The organism is Prosthecobacter sp. (assembly GCF_049294395.1).
Taxonomy (GTDB): Bacteria; Verrucomicrobiota; Verrucomicrobiia; order Verrucomicrobiales; family Verrucomicrobiaceae; genus Prosthecobacter.
Window position 1 is genome coordinate 62,069 of record NZ_JBAQCR010000243.1, and the last position, 17,168, is coordinate 79,236.

16 protein-coding genes are annotated in these 17,168 nt (G+C 60.7%); 12 read left to right on the forward strand and 4 right to left on the reverse strand.

Features of this window, described 5'->3' with window-relative positions; translation table 11 throughout:
* Positions 1-18: 18 nt before the first annotated feature.
* From WAW39_RS16980 to serS, 4 genes are all read right to left on the reverse strand, one after another.
* Positions 19-975 (reverse strand): hypothetical protein, encoded by a 957-nt coding sequence (locus WAW39_RS16980; protein ID WP_422320374.1) that lies wholly within the window; start codon positions 973-975, stop codon positions 19-21.
* A gap of 66 nt (positions 976-1,041) precedes the next feature.
* Positions 1,042-2,193: an alpha/beta hydrolase fold domain-containing protein gene (locus tag WAW39_RS16985; protein WP_422320375.1), complete on the reverse strand. Its 1,152-nt coding sequence runs from the start codon at positions 2,191-2,193 to the stop codon at positions 1,042-1,044.
* A gap of 44 nt (positions 2,194-2,237) precedes the next feature.
* The gene (locus WAW39_RS16990) at positions 2,238-3,176 is read right to left on the reverse strand and encodes a S1 family peptidase (RefSeq protein ID WP_422320376.1); all 939 of its coding nucleotides are present in this window, start codon (positions 3,174-3,176) and stop codon (positions 2,238-2,240) included.
* A 5-nt stretch (positions 3,177-3,181) separates the two neighbouring features.
* Positions 3,182-4,453 (reverse strand): serine--tRNA ligase, encoded by a 1,272-nt coding sequence (gene serS / locus WAW39_RS16995; RefSeq protein ID WP_422320377.1) that lies wholly within the window; start codon positions 4,451-4,453, stop codon positions 3,182-3,184.
* Positions 4,454-4,540: 87 nt separating this feature from the next.
* Here serS and WAW39_RS17000 point away from each other — a divergent pair, with 87 nt between their 5' ends.
* The 12 genes from WAW39_RS17000 to WAW39_RS17055 all read left to right on the forward strand — a co-directional run bounded on the left by WAW39_RS17000 (position 4,541) and on the right by WAW39_RS17055 (position 17,077).
* Positions 4,541-5,710, forward strand: a complete 1,170-nt coding sequence (locus WAW39_RS17000) for a cysteine desulfurase family protein (RefSeq protein WP_422320378.1) — start codon at positions 4,541-4,543, stop codon at positions 5,708-5,710.
* An 18-nt stretch (positions 5,711-5,728) separates the two neighbouring features.
* On the forward strand, positions 5,729-6,187 hold the full coding sequence (locus tag WAW39_RS17005) for a hypothetical protein (RefSeq protein ID WP_422320379.1): 459 nt from the start codon (positions 5,729-5,731) through the stop codon (positions 6,185-6,187).
* Between the two features lie 51 nt (positions 6,188-6,238).
* The gene (locus WAW39_RS17010; protein WP_422320380.1) at positions 6,239-6,706 is read left to right on the forward strand and encodes an acyl-CoA thioesterase; all 468 of its coding nucleotides are present in this window, start codon (positions 6,239-6,241) and stop codon (positions 6,704-6,706) included.
* Positions 6,707-6,709: 3 nt separating this feature from the next.
* A complete protein-coding gene (locus tag WAW39_RS17015) occupies positions 6,710-7,153 on the forward strand; it encodes a hypothetical protein (RefSeq protein WP_422320381.1) in 444 nt (147 codons plus the stop codon).
* A gap of 158 nt (positions 7,154-7,311) precedes the next feature.
* Positions 7,312-7,875: a hypothetical protein gene (locus WAW39_RS17020; protein WP_422320382.1), complete on the forward strand. Its 564-nt coding sequence runs from the start codon at positions 7,312-7,314 to the stop codon at positions 7,873-7,875.
* 1 nt (position 7,876) lies between these two features.
* Positions 7,877-8,569, forward strand: coding sequence for an HAD family hydrolase (locus tag WAW39_RS17025; protein ID WP_422320383.1), 693 nt, complete (start codon positions 7,877-7,879; stop codon positions 8,567-8,569).
* Positions 8,570-8,575: 6 nt separating this feature from the next.
* Positions 8,576-9,502: a cation diffusion facilitator family transporter gene (locus tag WAW39_RS17030; RefSeq protein WP_422320384.1), complete on the forward strand. Its 927-nt coding sequence runs from the start codon at positions 8,576-8,578 to the stop codon at positions 9,500-9,502.
* Positions 9,499-10,275, forward strand: coding sequence for a biotin--[acetyl-CoA-carboxylase] ligase (locus tag WAW39_RS17035; RefSeq protein ID WP_422320385.1), 777 nt, complete (start codon positions 9,499-9,501; stop codon positions 10,273-10,275). Before WAW39_RS17030 ends, WAW39_RS17035 begins: the two co-directional genes overlap by 4 nt.
* 124 nt (positions 10,276-10,399) lie before the next feature.
* A complete protein-coding gene (locus tag WAW39_RS17040; RefSeq protein WP_422320386.1) occupies positions 10,400-13,669 on the forward strand; it encodes a WD40 repeat domain-containing serine/threonine protein kinase in 3,270 nt (1,089 codons plus the stop codon).
* 68 nt (positions 13,670-13,737) lie between these two features.
* The gene (argS, locus tag WAW39_RS17045; protein WP_422320387.1) at positions 13,738-15,489 is read left to right on the forward strand and encodes an arginine--tRNA ligase; all 1,752 of its coding nucleotides are present in this window, start codon (positions 13,738-13,740) and stop codon (positions 15,487-15,489) included.
* Positions 15,490-15,716: 227 nt separating this feature from the next.
* Complete coding sequence (locus tag WAW39_RS17050) at positions 15,717-16,748, forward strand: hypothetical protein (RefSeq protein ID WP_422320388.1); 1,032 nt, start codon at positions 15,717-15,719, stop codon at positions 16,746-16,748.
* Positions 16,745-17,077: a hypothetical protein gene (locus tag WAW39_RS17055; RefSeq protein WP_422320389.1), complete on the forward strand. Its 333-nt coding sequence runs from the start codon at positions 16,745-16,747 to the stop codon at positions 17,075-17,077. The genes WAW39_RS17050 and WAW39_RS17055 overlap by 4 nt, the downstream gene beginning before the upstream one ends.
* Positions 17,078-17,168: the final 91 nt, after the last annotated feature.

The following is a 17,168-nucleotide window of genomic DNA, read 5'->3' on the forward strand; positions in this document are numbered from 1 at the left end:
GCCAACAGCATCACAGTCCTACTTCGTGTTCGCCACCTTCTCCGGAGGAGGTGAGTACCAGCCGAAGACCTTGTCGCCATTGAACAGCTTGTGGTGCTCCGGCGTCATGCCGCCGTAATCAGCGATGACGCCGGCCTGCTCCACCGTGCCGACGCGCAGATTGGCATACACGTCGCCTTCGTCGTAGAGCACATGCAGCGGATCGCGGCTGTTTAACTGCACGCCTTTGACCGGTTTGACGACGGTGAATCTCCAGGTGGTGTTGATGTGCTGGATGGAGCCCAGCTCACGGTAGGTCAGAGCCTTGGGCACATTCTTGAGATCATACTGCGCCACATTGTTGGCACGCCATGGATCATAGGCCGGGCTGCCCGGATTGGAATAGTCACCGGTCCAGAACCGCTGATATGGGGTGGGATCAGGCTGCGCAGCACGGATCGCCGCAGGAGATTGAGTGACTGGGAAATTGTGGATCACCGGCAGCGGATCGATGCGGTCCGCAATTTTGCCCACGAGCGCGAACACATCACTTACCCGGCCATAGGTGAAGAACTGGTGGGAATCCATCAGCTCCGAAGTCGTGACACGGGTCTTCTTGACCGTCAGGCGATGCTCGTTGGCGTTGGAAAACAAATTGAAGCTCAGCAGGTAGTCGATGTCCTTGTCCAGCGCCGGTGTCTTGGCGGGCGCATCTTTGGGCAGCACCAGAGTTTGCGTGCCGTTCTTGGTCTCCTCGGTGGTCAGATTGAACACCCGCATCTGCCCACGACGCAGCAGGTTAGTGCTGAGACTGTCCGCCAGCGCCCGGCCCAGATCGGGGCGGCGGGTGCCGTCCACCGTTACATCTTCGGCAAAAATCGCCACCTTGGGCCGCTCGGCGCTTTTCACACTCCAATCACCTTCGGCATGGATTTTGGCGGAGATGACCGTGCTCAGCAGAGCAGCCAAGGCGAAGGTAATTCGGTGCTTATACATGGCCTGTTGGAGTTCAGGCGATGTTAAAGGTTCAAAAATCGCTTGGGAAGCGAAATTTCGCCCCCCTCAGGGGCGTGGGCCGGGGCGGTTCAAAAAGGCCTCATGCTCCGATTTTTCCAGCAGGCCATCGCCATTTTTATCCAGTAGTTGGAACAGCTGGGGCGGTCCGCTGAACTCCGCTTTGCTGACCTTGCCGTCCTTGTCCTTGTCGTCGCGCCCCGTGATGACCTCCCAGGGAATGCCGCGCCGCCCGCCGCTCTGAGGCATGCCTTTGCGTGGATCACGCTCCATCATCGCGGCATCCGCAGTGCTTTCGGTGGTCAGGGCTTCGGCCTTTGCCGTATTGCTTTTCAGTCGTTCGGCAAAGAACTGGCTGACCATGTCGTCGATGTTTTTGCCGGCAAAACCCGGTCCACCGTGTCCGGCACCGTGGATCGTGTGAAAATGCACGCTGACTTCCGACTGCTTGAGCGCATCAAACAAGAGCTGGCTCTGATTGATCGGCACGGTGGGGTCCTTGTCGCCATGCACGATGAGAAAGGGCGGGTCCCCCTTGCTGACGTAGGAAATCGGATTCACCCGGGCGGCCTTGTCTTTGTTTTGCATCACAGCCCCGCCGATCAGTTTCGCTTCGGGTGAGGCATCCGTGGCATGACTCTCATAGCCCGGTGTGGTGACGAACACGGTGAAGTCCGTCGGACCGTAGTAGTCACACACGGCTTGCACGCGGCTGGATTGATCCAGGTTGGCGCCCACGTCGAACTCCTTCACCTCACCACTGGTGCCGATCAGCGCCACCAGATGCCCGCCTGCCGAACTGCCCCACACGCCAAAGCGCTGCGGATCGAGCGAGTACTCCTTGGCATGCGCCCGCAGCCAGCGGATCGCAGCCTTGCAATCTTCAATCTGCGCCGGGAACACCGCGTGACCGCTCAGGCGGTAATTGATGCTGGCTACCGCATAACCCTGCGCCACATAACCAGCACGCAGGGGCGGGCAGCCATCTTTGCTGCCGTTCTGCCAGCCGCCGCCATGCACCCAGATGATGAGCGGCAGAGGGCCTTCGGCTTTTTCCGGCAGGTAGAGATCGAGCTTGTGCCGCTCGTGCCCGCCTTCGACGTAAACGAGATCACGATGCGCCTGCACTCCCGCGATCTGCCCCTGGGCAGAAATGACAAGACTCAGCGCCGCAACGAAGGAGAGGATGATGTATCTCATGGGCCTGATGAATGCGCGGCCCCGCTGAAAGTTGCGCCGCAGACTCAAGGTTTTTTCACCAGAGCCATCACTTCCACCGCGCCGATGGCCTGATGAAACACCATCTGGGTGCCCAGCTGATGAATGACGGTGGCCTCACTTTTCTTTTTCCGTGCCGGCAGCGCATCTTCGAGCACGGTCTGGATTTCGGACACGTGCCCCACCGCATTGCCAAACTGATCCATCAACGCCGAACCGCTTGATCCCGGCGCCCAGTCGGTCGTTGTTTCGAGCCACACAGGCTTGGGTGCCTCAGTACCTTCGGGCAGCTTGTCCGCCTCCTTTTTGGTCATGAACGAACGCTTCACAAAACGGCTCACGATGCCCTCGCTGAAGTAGCCGCGCTTGCCGCTGGGGTCGCTGAAACACCACACGGAATCCCCCGGACTCACGTCCAGAGTGAGCGGCAGCGGGGTGAGCGGCTGGGAGGACTTCACCCGAAGAATGGCGCAGTCGGTGCCAATGTTGCAAGCGAGCACTTCCGTGACGGGCAGGATCACATCCTCCTCCGTGGCCACCACCAGCCAGCCCTCTTTCATGTTGGGCGGCGGCGCGATCACATGCGCGCAGGTGGCCACCGCGCCATCGGCCGTGAGCGCATATCCGCCCGACAGATCGAGATGCCATTTGTCACACTTGGAACACAGGTACAACTGCCCCACGCGAAGGTGCGACATGCGCGCACGCTGCCAGCGTTCGCGAGCAGTCAGGGGTTTCGAATCAGCGGCTGGTAGAGTGATGTTGCACTGCGTGCGTTGCGCCTGCTCCAGGGCCTTCGTCATCGACAGCAGCTCGGAAGCTCCCTGCAGCTTTTTTGCCTGCTCCATCAGCACCGCATTCGGGCGCGCTCCTCGCCCTTCAGCATAGACCGGCACACCGGGAGCCTGTGCACAGGCGATGCGGGCGGACACCAGCAGGAGCAGCAGGGCGCAGGCTTGTTTCATGAAGATCAGCCGATTTTCTCAGCACCGAAGTGACCGCGCAGAGCCTCAGGAATCAGGATCGTTCCATCGGCCTGCTGATACGTTTCGACGAGCGCCACAAACAAACGCGCCAGCGCCGTGCCGGAGCCGTTCAATGTGTGGGGGATGCGGTTTTTGCCGTTCTCATCCTTGTAGCGCAGGTTCATGCGACGGGCCTGGTAGTCGCCGAAATTCGAGCAGCTCGACACTTCAAGATATGTCCCCTGCCCCGGTGCCCAGACTTCGATGTCATAGGTCTTGGCCGAGCCAAACCCAATGTCGCCCGTGCAGAGCTCGATCACACGATAGTGCAGGCCCAGCAGCTGCAGCACCTTCTCCGCATTCGCGGTGAGGCTTTCCAGTTCGGCCATGCTTGTCTCCGGAGTGACGATCTTCACCAGCTCGACCTTGTCGAACTGATGCATGCGGATCAATCCGCGCGTGCCGAGACCCGCGCTGCCGGCCTCACGACGGAAGCAGGGCGTGTAGGCCGCGTAGTTTACCGGCAGCTTTTCCAAAGGCAGGATTTCATCGCGATGCAGATTCGTCACCGGCACTTCGGCGGTCGGGATGAGATAGAGATCATCTGCGGCGCTGTGATAGACCTGATCGCCAAACTTGGGAAGCTGACCGGTGCCGACGAGGCACTCCGACTTCACCAGCAGTGGCGGGCTGATTTCTTCATAGCCATGCTGCGTGGTGTGCAGGTCCAGCAGGAAGCTGATCAAGGCGCGCTCCAGTTTGGCGCCAGCAGCGCGATACACCACGAAGGCGCTGCCGGAGATCTTGGCCCCGGCTTCGAAATCGAGCATGCCGAGAGCCGCACCAAGCACGGTATGGTCCTTCGGCTGGAAGTCATACGTGGGTTTCTCACCCCAGACCTTCACTTCTGGATTCTCCTCCGCAGTGCTGCCCACGGGGCAGGCTTCATGCGGCAGGTTCGGAATGCTCAGGAGCAGATCACGCTGGCGTGCGTCCGCCACATCAGCCTCACGGCCGATTTCTTCGATGCGGCTGCCGATGCCACGCACCTCCGCCTCGATGGCGCTGGTGTCCTGGCCGTTCTTTTTCGCGATGCCGATCTCTTTGCTGATGCGATTGCGATCACTCTGCAGCTTCTGACGTTCCGTCTCTGCAGCGCGGCGCTGAGTGTCAATGGACTGCACCTCATCCACCAATGATGCGAAGTCGCCGCTGCGGTTGGCGAGGCGCTGTTTGACCTGATCTGGGTTGTCACGAATGAGGCGGATGTCGAGCATAAGGGCCGGGAGGTTAGCGGGAGTGGGCGGCTTGTCGAGTGCCGGAAGGGGTATTGACAGCGGGAATCGCAGTCCGACCTTCCGGCTGTGATCTACCTCGACGCCAACGCCACAACGCCGGTCGATCCAGCAGTGCTGGAGGCGATGCTGCCGTTCCTGCGCGAGCACTACGCCAATCCCTCTGCCAGCTATGCCGCCGGGCGCAGGGTTCGCCGCGCCATCGAGCAGTCACGGGCCCAGGTGGCAGCCCTGCTCAATGCCCGTCCGGCGGAAATCACTTTCACCAGTGGCGGCACCGAATCCATCAATGCGGTGCATGCCTCCGTGCGCGCCCTGTGGCCGGAGAAGCCTGAACTCATCATCACCGGCACGGAGCACGCTGCAGTCATGGAGTCCGCCCGGCGCTGGCAGGCCCAGGGGGGGAAAGTCACCACAGCTCCCGTGCATCCTGACGGCCGTGTGGACCTGGATGCCTTGCACGCACTCGTCCGGCCAGGCGTCACCGCGCTCGTTTCCATCATGTGGGCCAACAACGAGACCGGCGTGCTCGCCCCCATGCACGAAATCGTCACACTGGCGCATGCCGCAGGTGCGCTGGTGCATACGGATGCCGTGCAGGCGGCAGGAAAAATCCACCTCGATGTGCGGACGACACCGGTCGATTTTCTCAGCCTCAGCGGCCACAAGATGCATGCGCCGAAGGGCATTGGCACGCTCTTCATCAGCCAGCGCGTCCGCTTTGCACCGCTGCTCGTGGGTGGTGGTCAGGAAAGCGAACGGCGCGGCGGCACGGAGAATGTACCCGGCATCATCGCCCTCGGCAAGGCCGCCGAACTCGCCGGCCAGCATCTCGCAGATGGCAACAAGGCCCGTCTTAAATGCATGCGCGACCGTTTCGAGCACCTCATCCACGCGGCGCTGCCGGAGATGCGGATTCATGGCTGCCCGACGCACCGCCTGCACACCACCAGCTCCTTCTGCCTGCCTGAAATGGATGCCGCCGGGATGCTCATCCTGCTGGATCAGGCAGGCATCGCCTGCTCCGCCGGGTCCGCCTGCCACACCGGCGCGCTGCATGCCTCGCATGTGCTTGAGGCCATGGGTGTCAGCGCCCGCGATGCCGCGTGCACGCTGCGTTTTTCCTTCAACCGCTTCAACACCAAGGCGGATGCCGAAGCTGCAGCGCATGCGGTGATCGAGTCCGCCCACAAAATGCGTGAGGCGCAGGGTTGTGAACTCGCCGTCATTTCCCACTAACCCGCCCCACCCCCGGTCATGAAGTTCACCCGCATGCTTTTATTGCTGCTGCCTCTTGTACTACTCCCAGGCTGCGCTGCGGGAGGACTGAGCAGGGCCTTTGCCGGACAATCGCTGACATTGAATTATGATGATTTCGGCCCCGAGCGCATGGCTGCGCCGTTTCTGGGACCACGTGGTGCCCACACGGTCATCGTGGCGCATTATGGGTTCAACGACCTTGCTCCTTCGGGGCCTGAGGATGTTCGTTATGTGAATGTGCTGCAAAGCCTGAACTTTCTGCGGCAGGAAGTGCACAATCTGCCACCCACTGCGGCCAATGAACCCCTGCGGCAGCGCCTGCGCACTACTTATGCCCGGCTCTATCCGCTGCAGCTTAGGCGTCACAATCTCGCGTTGAGTGGTTCCTTTATCCAACCGTTCAGCGGAATGAATCGCAGGCTCATGCTCCCGGCACTTCCGCCGCCGGAGATTTGACGGCGATGAGTGTTTGAGAATCCGGCATCCAGCGACTAAGCATCCAGCCTCATGGCCCACCGTTTCACCTGCATCGAGCGCGTCCAGTTCTCTGACACCGACATGGCCGGCATCGTCCATTTCTCCAATTTCTTCCGCTACATGGAGCGCGTGGAGCATGCCTTCTTCCGCAGCCTCGGCTTCTCCATCGTGGACAAGCCCGTGGAAGGCGAAGAACGCGTCGGCTGGCCGCGCGTACACGCCTCCTGCGACTACATGGCTCCGCTGCGCGTCGAGGAGGAGTTTGAATGCGAACTCCTCGTGGAAGAAGTCCGCAGCAAGGTCATCCGCCATTACATCCGCTTTTGGAAGCTGGACGGCACACTGGCTGCCGAAGGCCGCATCACCGCCGCCTGCGTGCGGAAAGACCGCGAGACCGGCCAGATGAAGGCCGTGGTGATCCCCCAGCGCTTCCGCGACAAGATCGAGGCCGCGCCGCCGGAATTGCTGAAACGGCCGGACCGGAACCAATCAGCATAATCCATGCTTCAAGACTTCAGCCAAATAGCGACCGTTATATTTAAGCCATTGTGCGCAAAATATAACCTCCAGATGGATTGCTCAGACTGGGATAGCGTGATCGCTTTTAGCGACGCGTTTGCTTTGGTCATCTGCCACGATAGTTACGGGGGAAACATCTATTACATGTTGGTGAATTCAGACAAGCTGGTTGGATTGGACCTCATAACATTTTTGGCGAGCACTCGAAAATTCATCTTTGCCCCACACGCTCAGCCAGCCGTATCATATCGTGAAAATATTACTCAAGGGCTGGAGAATTCCGCGCTAACTTTGGATGTCGTTGGTGAAGACATTCTGCGCGGGGAAACCCAGTGGATGAACAACCCTCATGCAAAATTTCAGCTGTTCAACAATGAGAGCCTCAGGGTCAAATTGTGTGAGCTCAGACAAAGATACCAGGCATGACGGCAGCTCCATAGAGCTTTTCCATTGGCACTACCGGGGGTAAAGTGGGTTCCGAGCCTATACAAAAAGTGAACAAAGGCGTTGTGAGAGGCGTTCTCCAAAGGCAATTCATTGCTCACTCCCCAACTCTTGTGAACTCCCAACCCCGATTCAAAATCATGCAGCCCTGGCTCCTTTACGCTCTTCTCACCGTGCTCTCCTGGGGCGTCTATGGTGTCATTCTTCACGCAGCACGCTCCAAGATGCCCATGGGTGCTGAAACCCCCAATGCCAGCCTTAAGGCATTCCTGTTTGTCTGCATCGCCTACGCTCTCATCGGCATCGTGACCGCGCTGGTGCTGAAGGCCCGGGGCACCAACTGGAGCTTCACCGGTGAAACCGGCAGCGGCATTCCCCTCAGCCTAATCGCGGGTATGGCAGGTGCTCTGGGTGCGCTCACGCTGGTCCTTGCCCTCGGCGCTGCCGCCACTCCCATCATCAAAGGCGGCGGTGGCTTTGGTGTGGCCGCTGCGGCGGCTGTCATGCCCATTGTCTTCGGTGGCGCACCGGTGATCAACACCCTCACCGCCATGCTGCTCCATCGGCCGGAAAAGGCCATTCCACCGCAATTCATCATCGGCTGCGTGCTGGCTGTCGTAGGCGCTGTCATGGTGGCCAAATACGCACCGTCCAACACCGGCGCTGCAGCACATCCTCCTGCCTCAGCCTCCAAGCCACACTGAGATGGCACGCCTGCTTCTTTTCGACATCGACGGCACGCTGATCGACAGCAATGGCGCGGGCGGCGCGGCGATTCTCGACGCTGCTGAAGAACACTTTGGCATTCAGCGCGAGCATTTCCCGCCGCTCCAGCTCGCCGGGTCCACCGACCCCGCGATTGCCATGGATGTGTTCGGCCACCTGAGCCGCCAGCATACGCCGGAGGAAGTCATCGCGTTTCTTGACCGCTATCTCTCCCATCTCCAGCGCCGCCTCCAAGCGCCGGACTTCAGCGGCTACACCCTGCCCGGTGTGACGCAACTGCTGGAAGCCCTGCGCAGCGAAAACGAAGCGCACCTGGGTCTGCTCACCGGCAACGTGCGTCGCGGCGCGGTGATCAAGCTCTCGCGCCACGGCATCTACGAGCATTTCATCGAAGGCGGCTTCGGCAGTGATCATCATGACCGCAACCAGCTCGGCCCTGTGGCGCTAAAACGCATGCAGGATGCCACCGGCACGACCTACCACATCGACGATGTGATCGTCATCGGTGACACCCCCAAGGACATCCGCTGTGCCGAAGCCTTTGGCGCCAAGTGTCTTGCCGTCGCGACGGGTCAGTATTCCCATGCTGAACTGAGCGCCCTGAATCCCTGGCGCTGCGTCGAATCGTTTGCCGATGTGCCCGCCATCGTCGAACTGCTGCTGCGTGACTGATCCCTCATGAGCAACACCTCCGACGCCACGCGCGCCATGCGGTTCTCTCTCGCCGTTGGGTTCCTCATGCTTGTGCTCAAAATGGGGGCGTATGTGCTCACCGGCTCTGCGGCAATCCTGGGCGATGCAGCGGAGTCTGTCGTGCACGTCGCGGCGGTGATGTTCGCGACCTTCAGCCTCGGTGTGCTGCACAAACCAGCCGATGCCGACCACCCCTATGGCCACAGCAAGATCGCGTTCTTTTCCGCCGGGATCGAAGGCGGGCTGATCATCCTAGCCGCCTTGTTCATCATCTATGAATCGGTGCGCCGACTGCTGCTGCACCTGCCACCTGCCAATTTGGACCAGGGTCTGGCGCTGACCGCGCTGACGATCGGCATCAATGCAGTACTCGGCACATACCTTATCCGCACAGGGAAAAAACAAGGATCCCTGATTCTTGAATCCAATGGCAAACACGTCTTCACCGATGTATGGACCAGCCTGGGTGCCATCGTGGGTCTCGGCCTCGTCGCCTTGACCGGCTGGCACAGCTGGGATTCGATCTGCGGCCTTCTCATGGCCGCCAACATCATCTGGACCGGCTACGGCCTCATGCGCCAGAGCGTTGGCGGCCTCATGGACAGCGCCGATCCGAAACTGAACGCCATCCTCGACGCCGCGCTGCGCCGCGAAACTGAAAAACACGGCCTCCAGTTTCATGCCCTGCGCCATCGAGATGCCGGCGAAATGCACTACGTCGAAGTTCACCTTCTGTTCGCCGACGACATCATGCTGCGCGACGCCCACCGCATCGCCACCCAAATTGAAACAGCCGTGCAGGACAGTGTGGCCAATCCGGTGCTGATCACCACACATCTCGAATGTCAGGGTGACCATGATGAACTGCATCAGCATGGTGAGGCCAGCGATCCTCACAGCATCCGTGCATGATCCCGCTTGATGCCAGCGCCTTGAACGATCCCGCCCTGCCGTGGCACGTCACGGTGCTGGATGAAGTGGGTTCCACCAGCGACTGGCTCAAACAAAACGCCGCCACTCTCCCAGTGGGCGCTGTGGTCTTCACCGAATCACAAACCGCAGGCCGGGGTCGGCGTGACAACCGCTGGATCGCCCCACGTGGCAGGGATTTGATGTTCTCGTTGCTGCTGAAGCCTGCGGCCCCCATGGAATCGTGGCCCCGCATCACCACCCTGGCCGCGCTTGCCATCTGCAAAGCCATCGAGGCCGAACTGCCTCTCCATCCGCGCATCAAATGGCCCAACGATGTTTATCTGAGCGACCGCAAGGTCAGCGGCCTGCTGGCGGAGACTGTCTCCACTCGTGATGGGATGCGAATTGTTCTGGGCATTGGCCTGAACGTAAACGCGCGCGACTTTCCTCCTGAGATTCATGCCACATCATTGCTGCGGGAGCTCGCCAACCCCTTAGTGAGCGAACTCGACCGCAACGCTCTTGCCCACCGCCTGCTGAGCTCTTTGCACACAGAAATTGCGCGCATCGAAGATGATTTCCCCGCAGTTATCGCTGAAGTGCGTGAGCGCAGCTGGCTTTCCGGGAGGCAGATCCGCTGCCGCGCCGAAGGCCGTGAATTGCATGGCCGTGTCCTTGATTTGAATGAGGAGGGTCATCTCTTGCTTGCACTGCCGGATGGCAGCACACTGACGCTCACCAGCGCGGAAGAAATCCGCGATGTGAGAATTTGATGAATTTCAGCTGAATTGGCTCGGTATCGGCTCCCTAAGTGGACCAACCTGTCACACACTCTCAGCTTGAGCTTTTTCCTGAACGAGGTTTAGGATGCATCTGGCCGTCCACGACTATCTCTGCATGAGCGAAGAAACTGAATCCCCGATCACTCCTGAAGAAAAGCCTGCGGAGGAATCCCCCTTCCCCACCCTGGAGGAAATGGCGGCGCTGCTGCCGCAGTATGAGTTTCACGGTATTCTTGGTGTTGGAGGCATGGGGGCGGTGTATCTCGCCAGACAGGCCGCGCTGGACCGCTGGGTGGCCATCAAGCTTCTGCCGGAATCCGCCTCTCAGAATGAGGAGGATGCACACCGCTTCATCACGGAGGCACGCTCCATGGCCCGGCTCGCGCATGTGCACATCGCGGCAGTGTACGATTTCGGCCAGACCACACAGGGGCACCTCTATCTGGTAATGGAGTATGTGAACGGCATGGACCTGCATCGCCTTATCCATCACGATGAAGTGACGCCTGAGCGTATCCGCAGCCTCGTACCGCAGCTGTGTGACGCGCTTGCCTACGCCCACAGTCACAACATCATCCATCGCGACATCAAGCCCGCCAACATCCTCGTCACCGATGACTGGCAGGCGAAGATCGTCGATTTCGGACTCGCACACGACAAGGACAGCGAAACGGCAGGCGAAGCCGAGTACGGCACCCCTGACTACGTGGCCCCCGAACGCCTGCAGAGTGATGCCACCGTGGATCACCGTGCTGACATCTACGCGCTGGGTGTGGTCATCCATGAAATGTTCACCAAGCTGACGCCAGGTGCGGCGGGAGCTTCGGCAGGCCAGGGGCTGCCGGCACCTTATGCCAGTGTCGTGAGCCGCTGCATGATGGCGGACCCCGCCCGCCGCTTCCAGAACTGTGGCGAAATCAAAACCTTCCTGCAAGCTGCCGCCACGGTAGCCGCCACTCCCGCACCGTCCGTGCATCGTGCACCGCCGTCGCAATTGCAGGCCAGGGTACGCCCGCAAGGATCTGTCCCCGCGCCTCAAAAACAAAGTTCGTACGGCTGGCTCTGGGCTGCCGCCTGCATTGCTTTGCTGATCGCTGGCGGATGGTTCATCCAGCAGCAGAACAAGCCTGACACCTCTGCCCAGTCCAAACCAGATGCGAAGGTCGCCACAACGAGTGAGGCGGATTCAAAGAAAGGCGCTGCCGACCTAGCTCCAATGGAGAATGCGGCCACAGCCCCCGCGCCAGCCATTATCAGCTATGCGCCCGCCGGGCCGTTCAAACCCGAGGCCGGGGACTTCGCCATCCTCAGGCGCCTCAAGGGACACAAAGAACTCGTCTATTCATGCACCCTCCTCGCCGACCAGCGGCGTGCCATTTCCGGTGGTCATGATGATACGCTGATGCTCTGGGACGTGGCCACCGGTGCTGAACTGAAGCGCTTCCCCTCCCCTGTCGGTGATATTCACGGCATTGAGGCAGCGGCTGATGGCAGGCGCGTCCTGGTCTATTCATTGCGCTCACATCAAGTCGCCATCTTCGACCTCGAAAAGGCTAGAACCATCGCCAGCATCAAAGCCCCTGCCAACCGGCTGACATATGCCACATGGTCTGCTGACCAAAAGGGCGTCTATCTGCTCTGCAATGATGCCAGCGGCGGCGTCTATCACTGGGACCCGTCGAAAGGTGCCGTGCTGCAGCAGTTCTCCGAATGGCCTCGCGCGGCTTATCACCTCTTCCAGCTGCCCGCGATGAAGCCTGACGAGGCATCCCAGCTTCTGGTGGTTGGCAGCACCATGAAGCCCAATCCGAATCAAGGCCCAGGCTCCACTCAAAGCATCATCATGGACAAGCCCTTTGCGGCGCTGTTCTCCGCGCCAGACCATCGCCACATCCGCGATCTGCCGAGCTACACCAATATTCGCAACCGCCTTTCCCTCTCCCCGGACGGCAGCACCATCGTCGGCGGCCTCGGCCCCCTCTACCTGCTTGATGTTCCAGCGCTCACCCCGCGTTTCCTCATCAATCCTCCTGCCGGCCTCAGCTGCTCCAGCACGGCTTGGGCGGGGGCCGGCCGACTCCTCGTCTGCGCCTACTCCAATGGCAGTCTTCTCATCCGCGAAGCCGACACCGGAGCTGAACTGGCCAGCCTCGACATCGGCATGCGCGCCAACTCGATCCGCATATCCCAGGATGAGGGCTGGATGGCAGTCACCGGGTTCCCGATCGACATGAAAAATCCGCAGCCGGATGACTTCGATGCGCTAGTCATCCGCCTCCCGGATCTCAACAGACTCGGCACAAACAAAAGCTTCCTCACGCTGGCCACGCGTCAGATTGCCAGCCTGGAAAAATTTGACCCGGAACTCGCCGCGTTGCGCGCTCAGTCAGCTCCGTCAGACTCGCTCGTCAATGATGAGCAGTTCCAAGCCCAGATCCGCGATCTCACCAGCAAATACGGTGCCGCCTTGCTTCGCTCCGCCGCCGCGGCTTCCCCCAAAGACCAGCTCGCCATGCGTGCTGAGGCGAATGCCATCGCCGCCGGACAGCCCGTGCCCGATCCCTCCACCGACGCCGCGACTTCGGGGGAGCACAAACGCTTTCGTGGCATCTACCGTCAGCAGACCGAGCAGCTTGAGACGCGCCGCATGGAATCTGCGGAGGCCATGCGCAGGAACCTCGAAAGCGGAGTCAAAAACCTCGCCTCCAAACGCCAGCAGGAGGGAGACCGTCTTGGCTCCGCCCGCTGTGATGCACTGCTCGCCAGCCTGGGTACCCCAAAGCCTCTCAACCATGTATCTTCTTCCGGTACTCCAGCTCTAGCCATGGTGGCAGCCCCATCCCCAGCACCACCCGTCGTCACACCCGCCGCTCCGATGCCCGCCAACTCTACGGCTCCCAAAGTCCCCTTCGCCAACGGTGTCAAAATCGAAGTCATCATCGGTCGGCCAGCCAAAACTGAGGGCGGTGACTTTGACGACGAGATGCAGGTGATTAATCCGCGTGTCAAATTCACCAATACTTCGACCGCTCAGGCCTACGATGGCTACACGGTGAGTTTCATCCTTCTCGGCGAAAGCACGGTGGACTTGAAGGTCGCCAAAGTCCTGCAGCGGGTGGATTTCCCGGTGTCCATCCCCATCCGCCAGGTGTTTGAAAACAAGCTGCCCAGTGTCACCACTCAGTTTGACACCACCGGTGCTGTGTTTGGTTTCAAGTATCAAGGCTGGATCGTCCAGGTCATGGATCCGAATGGTGCGATCGTCCTGACCAAATCCACTTCGTCGGCTTTTGAGAAACTGGCGGAAAAGGTCAAACTGATGAAGGCCGACGAGTGCTACGACAAGAAGCTCACGAGCGTCTCAGACCCCGATGATCGTTTTTAGGCCTGCAGGCAATCAACGGTGTTCGTGATTGAACTGCCCGCCACCTCATACTATGAGGCAGGCCACCCATGTTTCGCGCCCTCCTCACGTCCCGTCTCCAGGCAGCCTTCACCGCCGCCGGCATTGATCTGCCTGAAGGTTTCACCCCCGGCGTCGTCATCGCATCCGACACGCGCTTTGGCGACTACCAGAGCAATGCGGCGATGATCCTGGCCAAGCAGCTCAAGACGAATCCACGTGCTCTCGCGGAACAAATCAAGGCGGCGCTCCAGGTTGAGGACCTGTGCGAGAAAATCACCGTGGACGGCCCGGGCTTTCTGAACCTCACGCTCAGCCCTGCCGCGCTGGCCCAGAGGCTCTCCGTCATTGTCAAAGACGACCACGTCGGCGTGCCGCAGGTGGAAAAAGCCAAGACCATCGTGGTCGATTTCTCCGCGCCAAACATCGCCAAGCCCATGCATGTGGGCCACATCCGCAGCACCTTCATCGGCGATTCCCTGGCCCGCGTGGCCCGCTTTATCGGCCACAAGGTCATCACCGACAACCACGTCGGCGACTGGGGCACGCAGTTCGGCATGATCATCCACGGCTGGAAGACGCAGCTCGATCAGGAGAAGCTCAAAGCTGACCCGATTCATGAACTCGTCAGCGTTTACAAAGCCGTGAACGCCGCCGCGAAAGCGGATGAAGCCGTGCTCGAAATCTGCAAAGGCGAACTCGTAAAATTGCAACAGGGCGACGCCGAAAACCTCGGCATCTGGAAGGAATGCGTGCGCCTCACGCTCGAACAGCTCGAAAAAGTGTACGGTGCCCTCGACATCAAGTTCGACTATTATCTCGGCGAGAGCTTCTACAATGACGCCCTCGCCCCGCTGGTAGCGGAGATGCTCAATCAAGGCATCGCCACGATCAGCGAAGGTGCCACCGTGGTCTTCAGCGACGGCAGCGTGAAGCCCGAGAACGACCCCTTCCTGATCCGCGACAAGGACGAATGGAAGCCCGCCCCCTGCATCATCCGCAAGGGCGACGGCGGCTTCCTCTACGCCACCACCGATCTCGCCACCATCGACTACCGAGTGAAGGAATGGCAGGCAGACGAAATCTGGTATGTCGTCGGCGCTCCCCAGCAGTTGCACTTCCGACAGGTCTTCGCCGCCGCCCAGCGTCGTGGTGTCACCACGAAGATGATTCACATCGCCTTCGGCAGCATCCTGGGCGCCGACGGCAAGATGTTCAAAACCCGCAGCGGCGAAACCGTCGGCCTCCTCGAAGTCATCGACGAAGCCATCGAGCGCGCGCGCGCCGCTGCCGATGAAAAAGAGCAGGGCCTCAGCGACGCCGAAAAAGACGAGATCGCCCGCATCATCGGCGGCGGATCCGTCAAATACGCCGAGCTAAGCCAGAACCGCCTCACCGATTACAAGTTTAGCTGGGACAAGATGCTATCCCTGCAAGGCAACACCGCGCCCTACCTCATCAACGCCTACGTCCGCACCCGGGCCATCTTCCGCAAGCTCGATGGTGAAGTCACACTCACCGACGATCTCGCCATTACCGAGCCCGCCGAACGTGCCCTCGCGATGAAGCTCGCTCAGTTCGCTGAAAACGCGCACGACATCCTCGACGACCATCGTCCAAACCTGCTCGCTAACTACCTCTACGAACTCGCAGACACCTACCACAGCTTCTACGAAGCCTGCCACGTCCTGCGTTCCGAAGGCATCGCCCGCAACACACGCCTCACCCTCTGCGAAGCCACCAGCCGTGTGCTCAAGACCGGACTCGGATTGCTGGGCATTCAGACGACGGAGCGGATGTGAGGAACCTCAAGCTTTGGGGTGCTTGGCGACCTCAACCGCCTCGGCCATACGTCCCGCTTTGTGCATGGTACAGCCAGGGCTGGAAGGCGGGGAGGGTTTGGGTCCGTTGGGTGGCGGGATATCCGCCATCAAGATGAGAGAACCGACAATGGGAAAAAGATGGCGTTTGATGCTCATGACGGACAAAATCATGACGGCCCGCGAGAGCAGCGTCAATCCTCATTGTCATGAATCCAGCCTCCCAGTTCCGTGCCAGCGCGGCAGCGCTCCTGACACCGCTGGACCGCCTGCGCTGGCTGCTGCTGAAACTGCTCGGCCCGCTGGCGAAGCCTCTGGTGCGTCGGCGTGAACTGCGGGTGATGGCCGCCGGTTGTGCCGTGGTGGGTTTCTCACTGGCGGCCACCTTGCTCTCTCCTTTCTGGCTGCTGGCTCTGGGACCGGTCGTGCTCGGCGTGCCGCATCTGGTGGCGGATGTGCGCTACCTCGTGCTGCGCCAGGGCCTGCATCGGCATCGTGATCTCTGGCTGCCAGTAGGCGTGCCCCTGCTGCTGGCCGGGACGTCCCAGTTCAGCATGACCAGCGGATTGACGGCATGCGCGGCGATGGCCTTGCTCGCCAGCGGCACCTGGGCGCGCAAAATGATCGCACTGCTTTTTATCGCAGCCCTCATGGCGGCAGCCTGGGTCGTGGGAGACGCAGCGGCCCTGGTGTTTGCGCATGCGCATAATTTCATCGCCGTGATGCTCTGGTGGTGCTGGAGGCCACGCTCCAGGCAACGGCAGCAGGCCCTGGTGCCGTTGCTGTTTCTAGCCGCCTCCGTCATGCTGGTGATGGGATGGCTGGCACCCTGGGCACGTGGTTTCACCTGGCAGCCTGCGGGCCTGGGGCCGGGCTATCATCTTTCGTTTCTGGCTCCGGGCATTGCCGAACCCTGGGCGCTCAGGCTGGTGCTGCTGTTCGCCTTCGCACAATCTGTCCATTACGGCGTCTGGCTGCGCCTGATCCCGGAGGATGACCGGTCGCAGGAAACCCCGCGCACCTTCCGCGCCAGCGCGCGTGCTCTCACGGCAGATGTCGGCACGCCGCTGATGGTCTTCGTCATCCTGCTCTCGCTGGGCATCTCACTCTGGGCGGCGTTTGATCTGACGGCGGCACGGGAAAACTACCTGCGCATGGCGTTGTTTCACGGCTATCTGGAACTGACCGCCGCCACCTGGCTGTTTGTGGAGCGTCCGGCACGACTGGAGGCCGCCGCATGAGCATCAATGAATGGTCTGGTGCTTTTTTGCTCACACAGCTGATCGAGCTGCCCATTTATCTGCGCTCCGCACGCTCGCTGCCTGCGCTGCAACGGATGGCATATGCCTTCGGCGCGAGCACGATCACGCACCCCGTCATCTGGTTCTGCCTGCCCTGGGAAGGCGCACCCTACGTCGCTTTGCTGATCGCGGCAGAGTGTTTCGCCATCGGCGCGGAGGGTGCGTGGGGGGGCTGCTGGCGTGTGCCGCGCCCATGGCGAGCGTCTCTGCTTGCCAATGCCGCAAGTCTCACCGCAGGGATGCTCATCCGCTGGGTCTATCTCGCCTGACACTTGGCATGTTCATGCAATAAGACAGGAACTTGGGCCAGCATGGATGGTCAAGCAGGCATGTTTCGCCACGCGATGCCGTGGATCAGCG